Raw genomic sequence first — 13,639 nt, forward strand, 5'->3', positions numbered from 1 at the left:
TTGGGTAACACATATTATGAGGCAACGACGCCATTTCAAAAAAACCTTCGGTAACAATATTTATGAGCCAATGCGGCGGCAAGTGTGTGCCTTTTTTCCTCTTGACTTTCAGGCAAAGAAGCTTATTTTACAGGCCGTTTGCCGAAACAAGCGAATGTAGCTCAGCTGGTAGAGCATCGGCTTCCCAAGCCGAGTGTCGCGGGTTCGATCCCCGTCATTCGCTCCAGAATTGACCAATTCCACCAGTCAATGCCTGCCTGTAGCAGTACCGCTGTCGGAGGAGGAATGAGGCATAGCTGTGAGCGGCGAAGGCGGCACTGGCCCAAAGGACTTCGAGCATATGAATGAAGCGGCGGTTTCTGAGCCCGGCAGTAATATTTCAACCATCTCACCATTATACCCTTTTCCATTCCCGATCTGCATTCAATACCATTCCTTACCGAGTGGCTGCCTCTGTCAATCCAATTTCACCAATCAGAATTCAAGCGTTTAACCACAATGCTTTTGCATGGAGGAAGAACTATGTTCACAAATCAAACGCGGCGTGCGGCATTGAGTCTGGCGATATGCCTCCTGTTTGCCGGCAGCGTGCTGCAAGCACAAGTCGTGCAGACCGTGGGAACGAGCGGCGCTGTGGACTGGAGCCAGCAGAAAATCCGTTCAACGGGAATCGCTGCGCCGAATCCCAACTTGCCGTTTGGCGCGCAGCGTCCGGCCGCGTTGGAGGCCGCCAAGCTGGTTGCCCTGCGCAACTTGCTGCAGACGGTGAATGGCATGGCCATCACTTCGGAATCGACGGTCAAGAATATGGTTCTGGAGAACGATGAAATCCGCACGCGGGTGGAAGGATACGTGCGCGGCTTCACGGTGGTGGATACGCGCTACATGAGCGACACCTCGGTGGAAGTCGACGTCGAAGTTCCGCTCGCCGGTTTGGCGGAATTGCTGCTGCCGCCCGGCAAAGTGGTGCCGGTGGGTGGCACGCCGGCGGTGCCCGGAACCGTGGGCTATCCCAGCACGCCCGCGGCTGCGCCGGCTACCGGGGCGGCCACCGGCTTGATCATTGATGCCAAGGGCTTGTCGGTCACGCCGGCGATGGCGCCGAAAGTGCTCGATGAAGACGGCAACGAAGTCTACGGCTCGAAGTATGTCGATCGCGAATGGGCGGTGAAGCAGGGCATGGTCGGCTACGCGAAAGACGTGCCTTCGGCGCGCACCAATCAACGCGTGGCGCCCAATCCCGTGGTGGTGAAGGCGATCAAGGCCGTGGGCAACAACAAAGCCGATGTGGTGATCTCCAATCAAGATGCGCAAACGCTCAAGCAGCGTGCTGAGAGCGAAAGCTTCCTCACCAAATGCCAGGTGATGGTGGTGGTTGACTGAGCCGCGGCCTTGCCGCGGAAAAGCACGCACAGCGGCCAGCCTGCTGACCGGTGTGATCGAGGTTTTTGCGCGGCGCGGCCTGGCTCGATCATGCGACACATCAATCATGAATACCTCAACACACTCGAATCATGAGGAGGGTTTTATGAGGAGTACATTCCTACGCCGGCTCACTTCCTTGTTCGTCGTGGCGCTGCTGGCCGGCCAATGGGCCTGCGGCCCCAAGGCCATCAAGAAGGAATCGGTGCTGGATACGCCCGACAATCATTTCAGCATCGGCATGCGCCGGCTGGACGGCGGCAATCTCGCCGAGGCCAAACAAGCCTTCACGCGCGCCAAGCAGCTCGACCCCAAATACGCCGAAGCCGACGCCGGCTTGGGTCTGGCGTACGCCTATGAGGGCAACTTCGACCTGGCGATGAAATCGGTCGATGAGGCGCTCGGCAAGAACGACAAGTCCATCGAATCCCGCATCATCAAAGGCCGCATCACCAGCATGCGGGTGGCCTCGTTGCAGAGTGATCCCGAGAAGAATCAGGAGAAGATCAGCGATTGGACCAAGAATGCGGTCGAGGAGTTTGACCGCGCGCTGAAAGTGAACCCCAACAGCGACAAGGCGCTCTTCTACAAGGGCGAAGCCTACAAGACCGCATATCAATTCGGACCCGCAGCCGAGGCCTACAGCAAGGCCATCGCGCTGAAGGGCGAGTTTGCCGGCCGCGCCGATGCCGAGTATGCCACCATGCAAAAGATTCAGCGCGCCGCGCCCGGCACCAAGATCGGCATGAAGATCGCCCTCATCCCGGAGATCGACCGGGCGGACTTGGCGGTGTTGTTGCTGGAAGAGTTGAAGCTCGAAGAAGTCTTCAAGAAAAAGCAGCAGCCCTCCTATGACACCGGTTTCAAAGCGCCCACCGACCCGACCAAGATGGAACAGCCCACTGCGGCGGCCTTGCCCGCGGTGACTGACGTCGCGAATCATTGGGCCAAAAACTGGATCCAGGACATCGTCCGCATCGGCGGCATGGAAGCCTTCCCGGATCACACCTTCCAGCCGGATGTGAAGATCACCCGCGCCAACTATGCCCAGACCATGCAATCCATCCTGATTGCGGTCACCGGTGATCAGTCGCTGAAGACCAAGTACTTCGGCGGCCAGTCCCGCTTTCCGGACATGCGCAGCGATCACTTCGCTTACAACGCCGCAGCCTTGATGGCAGAGCGCGGCATTATGAACGCGGACAAGATCACCGGCGCATTCAACCCGGATGGCCACATCTCCGGCGCGGATGCGTTGCTGGTGATCCGCGAATTTCAGAATGCCCTGCGCATTACCTTCTGATTTCCGGCACTCGCTGCTCAGAAAACCTCGGCGGGAAGAAAAGTCCGGCTTGGCCTCACCGGCGGGATTTGCTTTCGTCCGAGGTTTTCTGCTGTTACCACCTTCCGGAAACGGCGGCTGCGGCTGCGCCTTTTCCATGAGGGCGGGTGAAACGATTCGCCGCAGGCAATTGGGCGGCGGATGCCAATCTGCGAACATTCTAAAGCAAGAGGGATAACCGTGCCAACACAAAACTGGATGACCAAAGCGATTCTGGCGCTCGCGCTGGCGGGCGTCGCGCTGGCGGCCTGGCCGCAGGCGGCGCGATCGCAAACTGCCGAGATCACCGTGGTCGGCTTGGGCGCGGTGCTGGCGGGCGACATGGCGGCAGCGCGCGACAAGGCCATTGACGACGCCATGCGCAAGGCCGTGCAACAGGCGCTCGGCACCAACATCAAGTCCGAAACTTTGGTGCAGAACTATCAAATGGTCGAAGACCGCATCCTGGCCTGGTCGGCGGGCTACGTCAGCAAATACGACATTCTGCGCGAAGGCGCCGGCAAGTATGACACCTACGAAGTCGAGATGCGCGCCACCGTCAATCTCAGCGATTTGAAGAATGACGACAGCGCCCTGGCCGAACTGCTGCAGAAAGAGAATCCGCGCGTGATGGTGATGATCGCCGAGCAAAACATCGGCGAGAGCGACCGCTGGTATTATTTTCAGGTTGACATGACCGCGGCCGAGACGGCGATCATCGACGCGTTTCGCGGCAAGGGTTTTGAAGTCGTGGATCCGGCGCAGGCCAAGGAAAACCAGAATCGCGATCAGGTGCTGGCGGCGATCGAAGGCGATGCGCGCATGGCCGCGGCCATCGCCACGGCGCAACAGGCCGAACTGATCATCACCGGCAAAGCCGTGGCCACCGTGGCGAAGACCACGGTGAATCTCGGCGGCATGAAATCCTGCCAGGCCAACATTACCGCCAAGGTGGTGCGCGCCGGTGATGCCCGCATCATCGCCACTGCCAGCGACAACGCCGCGGCGCCGCACATCGATGAAGTCACCGGCGGCACCAAGGCGATTGAAAAAGCCGCCAAAAAAGTCAGCGAAACCCTGCTCACCAAAGTCGTGGCCGAAGCACAGAAGAATTTCTACAACGAAAACAACATCAGTATGCAGGTGCAGGGGCACCAAAACTACGCTGAGCTGCAGCGGTTCATCAGCACCATGAAGCTCAACATGCGCGGTCTGCGCAATGTGTACGAGCGCAACACTGCCGGCGGCGTGGCCATGCTGGACGTCAAGATTCTCGGCACGGCGGCGCAGCTTGCCCGCGAGCTGGCCAACAAGGAGCTATCGCCTTTCACCGTCGATATCGTCAAAGTCATGCCCAACCGGATCGACCTCAAGATCAAACAGGCGGCGCAGGCCAGCGAGCCGGTCGAGGCCGCACCGGATTCATCGAGTTACTAGAGGCCTGGGGAAGCCGGTCAGTTTTGCCAGTGTGATGGCCGGTTGGAACTGGCTGTACAGGCGGCACAATCAGCCAGGCGGGCGGGAAGCATCTGCCCGGCCATGGCGAACCAATCAACCTTCGCAACTCTCAACCACATGGAGTCATCATGAATGTTCAAACCCTGAAGCGCACCGGCATCATTTTGGTGTCGTTCCTGGCGGTGGCACTGGCCACGGGCAGCGCGCAGGAAAAAACCGGCGGCAAGAAACGCGTGGCGGTTTTTTCTTTTGAAGACAAGACCGATCATCGCAATCATTGGTACTGGTGGACGGGCCAGTCGGTGGGCGAAGGCATGAGCGACATGCTGATCACGACCCTGGTGAAAAGCGGCAAATACCGGGTGATGGAACGCGCCGAGATGGACAAGCTGCTGCAGGAACAGGGCCTGGGCATGTCGGGCGTGGTCAGTCCGCAAACCGCAGCGCAGGCCGGCAAAATGCTGGGCGTTGAGCTTGCCATCATCGGCGCGGTCACCGAGTTCGGTTACAAAAAAATGTCGACCGGCGGCGCGTTGAAAAAGATCGGCATCGGCGCCAGCGTGGGCAAACAGAGCGCGGTGGTGGCGGCGGACGTCCGCTTCGTTGATATCAGTAGCGGTGAGATTTTGAACGCGGAAAGCGTGCGCAAGGAGAAATCCAAGACCGATGTCGGCGTCGATGTGCCCGATCTGCGCTTTGAAAGCGAAACCCAGTTCGACCAGTCGCTGGTGGGCAAGGCCACGCGCGAGGCGATCGATGAGATCGTGAAGCTGCTCGGCCAACAGGGCGGCGGCGTGTGGTCGGCCAAGGTGATCACGGTGAAGGACGGCAACATCATCATCAATTCCGGCAAGGAAAACGGCGTGAATGTCGGCGATGTGTTCGTGGTGGTGCGGCCCGGTGAAGAATTGATCGATCCGGACACCGGCGAATCGCTCGGCGCTTCCGAGGAGACCGTCGGCGAGATCAAAGTGACGGACAACAACTTCGGCGGCAAAGGCCGGGCCTCGGCCTGCATGACGGTGAAAGGCAGCGGTTTTGCGGCCGGCGACATCGTAAAAGAAAAAGGCAAAACCAAAGACTAAGACAGTTGTGTTCCGGGCCGGTTGCGCGCCGCAGCCGGTCCGCCCATCTTGACTCGTGGAGGGAGGCAAGACAACCCGCAGCTTCGCATTCATCCAACCCAAGGAGAGCCTCTCATGAAGGTTTCACGTTCCTCCACCTTGCTCAGCGTTTTTCTACTCTTCCCTATTCTCGCCTGGTGTGCCAGCCCGGGGGTAAAGCACAGCACCATCACCACCATGAAGTTTCACGGCTTCATGGGCACGATGATGAAGATGGCCGGCGGTGACAAGCCGCATGCCAGCACCACTTACGTGCAGCGCCATCAACAACGCAGCGACCAAATGGACGAGAAGGGCACCCTGGTTCGTTCGACCATCATCGATCTCGATCGCGAAGTCTACATTACCATCGAGCACAAGAAAAAAGAGTACAGCGAGATGACTTTCGCGGAATTCAAAGAGATGATGAACAAAATGAAGAGCCAGCTCGGGACGCCGCAGGCGGAAGCCGGCCAGAAACCAGCGGACGTGAAAGTCGACTTTGATGTCAAAGTCGACCGCACCGGCGAAAAGAAATCCATTGCCGGTTTCAACACCGAGAAAGTCATTCTCACCATGACCGCGGTCGGCGAGAAAGCCGCGACCGCAACGGAACAAGGCGGCACCGGCACGATGGTGGTGACGTCGACGATGTGGGTGACCAAAGATGCCAAGGGTTACGAGGAGCAGATGGCGTTTTGGCGGTTGTTCGGCGAGAAGATGGGCATGGACATGAGCGGCGGCGGCCAGAACATGATGGCCGGTCTGCAGGCCAATCCGCAGCTCGCAAAGGCAGTCGCAAAACTGGCGGAAGAAAGCCGCAAGCTGCAGGGATTTGCGGTTTTGGTGGAAAGCAAATTTGAAACGCAGGCCAAAGCCGGCGCACCGGCAGCCGAAGCCCAGGGCGCACCCCGGAGCGGCGGCGGCATGCTCGGCGGTTTGGGCAAGAAGCTCATGAAGGTCCCGGCCTCTGACGAGCCTGGCAGCGGCGGCGTGCTGTATGAGACCAGGGTCGAAACCACGGCATACGAAACCGGCAGCTATCCGGCAGACCTGTTCACCGTGCCCGCCGGCTTCAAAGCGGTCAAATCGCCGATGATGCGCTAACCTTTTCGCTCAGGCAAAGATCATGCGACGACAACTGGGATTCTCAGCAATTGCCTTGACAGCCGTGCTGCTGGCCGGTGGCAGCGCTGAACCACCTGCGGCGGACGCCCTTGGCTCGGTCAGTTTCATACTCGGCAAGCCGGAGGAAGTGACGGTGTTGCGCCGGGAGAGCGCCAGATGGCAACCGGCGCAACTCAAGATGCCGCTGCAATCCGGTGATCAAATTCAAACGGCCGCGGAAGCGCGCTGTGAAGTGAAGCTCAACGACGGCAGCGTGGTGCGCCTCGGGGAGCGCTCGCATTTCACCTTCGATCAAGCCCAGCTCACGGCCGGCAACCGGCAGGTCGAGGGCAGCTTGCTGAGCGGCAAGCTGTGGGCTTGGGTGAGCAAGCTCAAATGGGGCCGCGACCGCTTCGACATCAAATCGCCGACCGCGGTGTGCGCGGTGCGCGGCACAATTTATCGCATGGAAGCCGACAGCACCACGCGCGTCGCGGTGTACGACGGCCAGGTCGATATCGGGCCGACCGCGAATTTGCGGCAGCGCCTGCAACAACCGGCGCGGCCGGTCGGCCCGCCGCAGCCGGTGCCGGGGCCCACGGAAATTCCCGGGCCCTATGAAGTCTCACTGGACCAGTGGATTCGGCTGGTGGCCGGCTTTCAAATCGAAATCCGCGACAACGGCCGCTATGCGAAAGCGAGCATCGATTCCACTGCCGAGGCCGGCAACGACTGGGTGCAGTGGAACCGGCAACGCGATCGCGAGCTGCAGCGCTGAAGTTTTGGTTTGACTGCAACATGGCGAATGCTTATATTGCGCGCGCTCGTCAAGAAATTGACGAGCGTTTTATTTTTGGGCCGTCGCGTGATCCTGGCGACGGCGAAATCAGCCGGCGGACTGTCCGGCAGCTCACGGCGGCACCGACACAGATTGCATCAGCGCGCCGCCTGATCCCATTTTCCGCAGCAAAAACGAACGCATGAAAATAATCTCCATCGATCCGGCCAGCACCGGCGCAGAGCTGGGTCTGCAACCCGACGATGAGCTGGTGCGCATCAACGGCCAGCGCGTGCGCGACCTGCTCGACTACCGCTTTCTCATTACCGCAGACGAAGTCGAACTCGAAGTCAAGCGCCAGGGCGAAACCATCATCTATGAAATCGAGAAAGATCAGGATGACAGCCTCGGCCTCAATTTCGAGCCGTTGAAGATTCGCGGGTGCGGCAACGATTGCGTGTTCTGCTTCGTCGATCAAAATCCCAAGGGCATGCGCCAGTCGATGTATTTCCGCGACGAGGATTTCCGGCTGTCGTTTCTCGCCGGCCACTACGTCACGCTCTCCAACATTGCCAACGCCGACCTGCGCCGCATCGTGCAGCAGCGCATGTCGCCGCTGTTCATCTCGGTGCATGCCACCGACCCCGCCGTGCGAAAATTCCTACTCGGCATTGACTTCGACGACCGGCTGCTCGACAAGATCACCTATCTCACCGAACACGGCATCGTGCTGAATACCCAGATCGTGCTCTGCCCGGAGGTCAACGACGGCGCCGTGCTGGACAAGACCTTGAAGGATCTGGCCCAATTCCATCCCGCGCTGCGCAGCGTTGCAGTTGTGCCGGTAGGACTCACCAGGCACCGCGAGGGTTTGACGCCGATCAAGCCGGTGACCGAAGCGTATGCCCGCCAGACGCTGCGCCTGCTCGACCGTTATGCCGCGGAATTCCTCCCGCAATTGAACACACACTTCATCTATGCCTCGGATGAATTCTACCTCCTCGCCCGGCAGCCGCTGCCGCCGATGGAACGCTACGATGCCTTCGATCAAATGGAAAACGGCGTCGGCATGTTGCGCGATCTGCTCAGCGATTTCCACAACCGGCAGGCCGGCCGCCTGCCGCGGGCCTTGGCGCAGCCGGCCAAGGTGACGCTGGTGACCGCCACTCTCGCCGGCGGCTTCCTTCAGGAGAACCTCCTGCCCCGCCTGGCGCAGATCAAAAATTTCACCGCCGAGCTGGTGGTGGTCGAGAATAAATTCTACGGCAAGAGCATTACCGTCACCGGCCTGCTCACCGGCCAGGACATTTATGGCGCGCTGGCACAGCGCGACCTGGGCGCAGCCGTGTTTCTGCCCAAGAGTTGCTTGAACGACAACGAGATTTTTCTCGACGATTGGAAGCTGCACGACCTGGCGCAACGGTTGGCGGTGCCGGTGGTGGCCTTGCAGAATGATTTCAGTCAAATATTTCCGGTATTGGCGACGCAGAATGCCGCGCGGCCGCAGCAGGAGCAGCGCCGGAAGGCCGAGGCTGCAATTGCATGAGCCGCTGGCCAGGCGGCCGGCAGCGCTTACTCTTCGCACGAATCGATTCACGCCCTGATGAACACAAAAAAAAAGCCGGTGGTTGCGATCATTGGCCGTCCCAATGTCGGCAAGTCCACCCTGTTCAATCGCATTGTCGGCAAACGCGTGGCGATCGTGCATGATTTGCCCGGCGTCACGCGCGACCGCAACTACGCCGAAGCGGAATGGTCGGGGCATGAATTTGTTTTGATCGACACTGGCGGCTTCTTCGCGGGCAGCGCGGATGTCATCGACCAGGCGGTACTGCGCCAGATTAACGATGCCGTGGCCGAGGCGCACAGCCTGGTCTTCGTCACCGATGCCCGCAGCGGCATCACCGCCATGGATCAGGAGATTGCGCGCACGCTGCGGCAGAGCGGCAAGCCGGTGATGCTGGCAGTGAACAAGATCGACGACAACAGCCATCTGCCGGAGCTCGCGGAATTCTATGGCCTCGGGTTGGGCGAGCCGTATCCGATTTCGGCCGTCTCCGGCACGCGCGTCGGAGACTTTCTCGATCTGCTGGTGGAGAGTCTGCCGCCCCACGGCCGGAAGCCGGCGGAGCCGGAGGCGGTCAGCGCGCCCGAGAGCGTGCCCGGCGATTTGCGCCTGGCCATCGTGGGCCGGCCGAACGTCGGCAAATCCTCGCTGGTGAATGCGCTGTTGGGCCACGAGAAAGTGATCGTGACCGACATTCCCGGCACCACGCGCGATGCCATCGACACCGTACTGCGCTACAAGAACCGCAATCTCATTCTGATCGATACGGCCGGCTTGCGCAAAACCTCACGCGTGAAGGAGGCGGTGGAATTCTACAGCACGGTGCGCACCCGTGACGCGATCCGCCGCTGCGACGTGGCCGTGGTGGTGGCGGATGCCACCGAAGGCATCACCGAACAGGAACTGCACATCATTGCAGAGATCGCGCATCTCCACAAGGGCATCATCCTGGCGATCAACAAATGGGACTTGGTGGAAAAAGATGCCAACACCGCCAGCGAATTTGCCAAGACGATTTACGCTGAATTGCGCATTTACAACTATATTCCCTTGCTGTTCATCTCGGCGCTGACCGGACAACGCGTTTTCAGACTGCTCGAGCTGGCCCTGCACGTGCAGGCCGAGCGCGGCCGTGAGGTGCGCACCAGCGAGTTGAATGCATTCTTGCAGGAGTCGATTCAACGCTACCAGCCGCCGGCCATGGATCAGCGCGAAATCAAACTCAACTATTGCACCCAGGTGAAAAGCAATCCGCCGGTGTTCGCGATCTTTTGCAACCATCCCACCTCCCTCCCGCGCAGCTACCGGCAATACCTGGAGAAGAACTTCCGCGCCCGCTTCGGCTTTCAGGGCGTTCCGATCACATTCACGTTTCGCAAAAAATGAAGACTCTCATGCCCCGCCTTTCCGCTTTCGTGCTCGTGTTTGGTCTGCTGGCATTACCGCTGCACGGCCAGTCGCGTCTGGAATTGGAACAGCTCTTGTCGCAATATCAACAGGCGCGTGCCGGCCTCAGCATTGAACCGGTGAAATGCGGCTTTCCCGCAATTGCTGCCTTGCAGGCGGCGCGCCAGACGGATGGCCAGTGGCAAGCGCTGTGGAAAACCGCGAGTGCCCGGCCCTCGCTGCCGCAAAGCTATGTCACTGCCGACGGCAAGTTCCGTTTTCATTACACCACCAGCGGCCCGAATGCCGTCAGCCCGAGTTCAACCAATCCCGCCGGCGTGCCGGATTTTGTCTATGCCGCCGGTTTGGCAGCGCAGCAGGCGCATCGCCTCCTGGTGGAAGAGCTGGGCATGCAGCCGCCGCCCAGCGACAACGGCCAGGACGGCGCCGAGTATGATTTCTACCTGCTCGAATTGGGCAATCTTTACGGCGACACCAATCCCGAATTCTCCGGCGGCAGCGGGCCTTCATTCATCCGACTGGACAATGATTATGGCCCGGGCTTCTACAGCCGCGGTCTGGATGGTCTGCGCGTGACCGTGGCGCACGAATACTTCCATGCCGTGCAACTGAGTTACTTGTTTCGCGGCGAAGACATTTTCTTTTTCGAGATGTCTTCCACCTGGTTCGAAGAAGTGGCCCACCCGGAGGTGAATGACTACTACCAATACCTGCGCTTCTGGTTTCGCAATCCCCAGGTTCCGCTGAATGCCACCGGCAATTATCACGAATACGGTTCGGCGATCTGGCTGCACTACCTCACCAAACGGCTGCAGCCCGGGCTGGTGCGCGAGTTCTGGGAGCGCATGCTGCGCGAGCCGGCACTCTTTGCGATGCAGAGTGTCCTGGGTGCGGGCAACTATCCCATCAGTTTTGGCCAAGCCATGCAGGAGTTTTGCAGTTGGAATTTCTTCACGCAGGAACGCGCCGACCCCGAGCTCTACTATTCTGATGGCGAGGATTATCCGAGAATTCAGATGCAAGCCGTGCAGACCACCGCCCGAGACACAACATTCTCCGGCCGCCTGGCGCCGCTGGCGGCACATTACTACCAACTTGTGCGCACGGCGCGCAGCGCGCAGTTGCTGCTGGAGGTCGACGCTGATCCCGGCCGCTGGGCGATAACGGCCATCACCGGCTCGCCGGACGAGGGTTTCCGGCTGCTTGCGGATCAAGCCATGGCACCGGTCACGCTCGCCGCCAGCGCCAATGAAGACACGATCAACATCGTCGTCGCCAATGTCGGCGGGCCGGCGTCACTGGGCCAGTCTCCTGCAGCGAACTATGCCTTGCAGGTGAAATATGGCGTGCAACCGCAATTGGAGAGCGTGCTCGAAAAGCCGCGGCCGAATCCCCTGCGTTTGAGCAGCGGCGGCGTCTTGATTTTCCCCTATCGGCTGGCGACGCGCGAGCGCGTGAAAGCTGCGATTGTACGGGAGGACGGCCGAGTGATCAGGGAATTCGATTTGGGCTCGCGCAGCGCCGGCTTTCACACCGACTTGATATGGAACGGCCGCGATGCCTCCGGCGAGCAGGTGAGCAGTGGCGTCTATTTCCTGCGATTTCGCGCCGGCGCGTTGATCGAAACCGCGAAGGTCGTGGTAATCGCCAATTAGTGTCGCTCCGCAAGCGCGAAAAGCGTGACCCTTTGAGAGAATGTTCCGCAACGGCTTGGCCGTTGCCTCAGAATCTTTGCAGGTACCACGAGTTTTGTAAACCTCGGCACAGCCGAGGTTCGAACATTTTCGGACCGATACCAATTGGTGCCCGGCCGCAAGCGCCAACTTTTGAGAAAACGTTCCTGCGACGGCTTGGCCGTTGCCTAAAAGTCTTTGCAGGTACCACGACCCTCCGAGTTTTGCAGACCTCGGCACAGCCGAGGTTCGAACATTTTCGGACCGATACCAATTGGTGCCCGGCCGCAAGCGCCAACTTTTGAGAAAACGTTCCTGCAACGGCTTGGCCGTTGCCTAAAAGTCTTTGCAGGTATCACGATCCTCGGAGTTTTGCAAACCTCGGCACAGCCGAGGTTGGAACACTTCCGGCCCGACACTCGCCCGGCTCCGGCGATCCCGTCCGTTGACTTTGGGCGGGAATTTTCTTATACTGCGACCGTTTGCAGCAGAAACTCTGCTCACAATCGAATCATCGCATCTTCCAATTTCATTTGAATCGGCGTATGGCACGGGGTCGAGACTGGTTGTTGGGATTGTTACTGCTGGCGGCGGCGGGAATTTTTCTCTTCTTTCTCGCCTCGCTCTTTTTCTCCGGCTCGGGCCAAGAGGATGGTTTCGAGATTCCGACCGGCAAGCGCCTCGGGTTGATCGAGATCAAAGGCGTCATTTTGGAGTCCGAAACGACGGTCAAGAATCTCGAACGCTTCGCTGACAGCAAGGACATCGCGGCCATCATTCTGCGCATTGACAGCCCGGGCGGCGGCGTGGCCGCCAGCCAGGAGATCTACGAGTCGGTGCGGCGCGTGCGCGACAGTGGCAAATTCGTGGTGGCCTCCATGGCTTCGGTGGCGGCCTCCGGCGGCTATTATGTTGCCTGCGGCGCGGACACCATCATGGCCAATCCCGGTACCACCACCGGCAGCATCGGCGTCATCGCGGAAATGATCAATGCCACCGAATTGCTGCAGAAGATTGGCGTGCGCTTTGAAGTCATCAAGAGCGGCAAATACAAGGACAGCGGCTCGCCCTTCCGGCCAATGAATGAGGAAGATCGGCGCCAACTGCAGGAATACGTCAACGACGCCTATGACCAGTTCGTGGAGGTGGTGGCGCGCGAACGCGATCTCCCCAAAGACGAAGTGCTGAAATTTGCCGACGGCCGCATTTTCACCGGCCAGCAGGCGCGCACGCACCAGCTCATCGATGTTTTGGGAACGTATGAAGACGCCGTGAAACTCGCGGGCGAGCGCGGCGGCATCGCCGGCAAAGCGCGGGTGGTGAAGCCGCCGCAGCGCAAGACCACAATGTGGGACCTGCTCTTCGGCGACGTGGAGCAGCATCTCATTCGCTTGCAGACTCTGCCCGTGCTCCGTTATCAAATGATACTCTGAGGTGAATATGCCGATTTACGAATATCGCTGCCAGAACTGCGAGACGCAATTCGAGCAACTCATCCGCGACAGCGAAGCGCTGCGGTTGCGCTGTCCGCGCTGCGGGGCGCAGGAGGTCAACCGCCTGCTCTCCGTCTTTGCGACGGGCACCAGCGCGCGTTCCGCGGCGGCGCCGGCGGATCTCCCCACCGGCGGCCATTGTTGCGGCGGCACCTGCGGCTGTCATTGATTGAAAAAAATAATCGCATCATATATCTCACGCCCGAAGGAGGTGAAGCCATTTGCCCAGCGGCAAGAAGCGCAAACGGCATAAAATTGCTACTCACAAACGCAAGAAACGTTTGCGGAAAAACCGGCACAAAAAGAAGAT

General features: G+C 59.7%; 12 protein-coding genes and 1 tRNA gene. All 13 read left to right on the forward strand.

Going from position 1 to position 13,639, the window contains the following annotated elements; all coding sequences use genetic code 11:
* Positions 1-150 precede the first annotated feature (150 nt).
* The 13 genes from L6R21_23860 to L6R21_23920 all read left to right on the forward strand — a co-directional run bounded on the left by L6R21_23860 (position 151) and on the right by L6R21_23920 (position 13,498).
* Positions 151-226 (forward strand) — tRNA-Gly (locus L6R21_23860).
* Between the two features lie 296 nt (positions 227-522).
* Positions 523-1,383: an LPP20 family lipoprotein gene (locus L6R21_23865; GenBank protein ID MCK6562248.1), complete on the forward strand. Its 861-nt coding sequence runs from the start codon at positions 523-525 to the stop codon at positions 1,381-1,383.
* A gap of 145 nt (positions 1,384-1,528) precedes the next feature.
* A complete protein-coding gene (locus L6R21_23870) occupies positions 1,529-2,725 on the forward strand; it encodes an S-layer homology domain-containing protein (protein ID MCK6562249.1) in 1,197 nt (398 codons plus the stop codon).
* A 219-nt stretch (positions 2,726-2,944) separates the two neighbouring features.
* A complete protein-coding gene (locus L6R21_23875) occupies positions 2,945-4,180 on the forward strand; it encodes a hypothetical protein (GenBank protein ID MCK6562250.1) in 1,236 nt (411 codons plus the stop codon).
* 149 nt (positions 4,181-4,329) lie between these two features.
* Positions 4,330-5,286: a CsgG/HfaB family protein gene (locus L6R21_23880; GenBank protein MCK6562251.1), complete on the forward strand. Its 957-nt coding sequence runs from the start codon at positions 4,330-4,332 to the stop codon at positions 5,284-5,286.
* Positions 5,287-5,400: 114 nt separating this feature from the next.
* The gene (locus L6R21_23885; protein MCK6562252.1) at positions 5,401-6,411 is read left to right on the forward strand and encodes a DUF4412 domain-containing protein; all 1,011 of its coding nucleotides are present in this window, start codon (positions 5,401-5,403) and stop codon (positions 6,409-6,411) included.
* Between the two features lie 22 nt (positions 6,412-6,433).
* On the forward strand, positions 6,434-7,189 hold the full coding sequence (locus tag L6R21_23890) for a FecR family protein (GenBank protein ID MCK6562253.1): 756 nt from the start codon (positions 6,434-6,436) through the stop codon (positions 7,187-7,189).
* A gap of 20 nt (positions 7,190-7,209) precedes the next feature.
* The gene (locus tag L6R21_23895; protein MCK6562254.1) at positions 7,210-7,395 is read left to right on the forward strand and encodes a hypothetical protein; all 186 of its coding nucleotides are present in this window, start codon (positions 7,210-7,212) and stop codon (positions 7,393-7,395) included.
* Positions 7,392-8,735, forward strand: a complete 1,344-nt coding sequence (locus tag L6R21_23900; GenBank protein ID MCK6562255.1) for a DUF512 domain-containing protein — start codon at positions 7,392-7,394, stop codon at positions 8,733-8,735. The genes L6R21_23895 and L6R21_23900 overlap by 4 nt, the downstream gene beginning before the upstream one ends.
* Positions 8,736-8,792: 57 nt before the next feature.
* On the forward strand, positions 8,793-10,142 hold the full coding sequence (gene der, locus L6R21_23905; GenBank protein ID MCK6562256.1) for a ribosome biogenesis GTPase Der: 1,350 nt from the start codon (positions 8,793-8,795) through the stop codon (positions 10,140-10,142).
* An 8-nt stretch (positions 10,143-10,150) separates the two neighbouring features.
* Entirely contained in the window at positions 10,151-11,818 is a 1,668-nt protein-coding gene (locus L6R21_23910) for a hypothetical protein (GenBank protein MCK6562257.1), read from the forward strand.
* A gap of 563 nt (positions 11,819-12,381) precedes the next feature.
* Positions 12,382-13,269 carry a signal peptide peptidase SppA gene (gene sppA / locus L6R21_23915; GenBank protein MCK6562258.1) on the forward strand — a complete coding sequence of 296 codons (888 nt, stop codon included), beginning with the start codon at positions 12,382-12,384 and terminating at the stop codon, positions 13,267-13,269.
* Positions 13,270-13,276: 7 nt separating this feature from the next.
* The gene (locus L6R21_23920) at positions 13,277-13,498 is read left to right on the forward strand and encodes a zinc ribbon domain-containing protein (GenBank protein MCK6562259.1); all 222 of its coding nucleotides are present in this window, start codon (positions 13,277-13,279) and stop codon (positions 13,496-13,498) included.
* Positions 13,499-13,639 lie beyond the last annotated feature (141 nt).

The organism is bacterium (genome assembly GCA_023150945.1).
Classification (GTDB): domain Bacteria; phylum Zhuqueibacterota; class Zhuqueibacteria; order Zhuqueibacterales; family Zhuqueibacteraceae; genus Coneutiohabitans.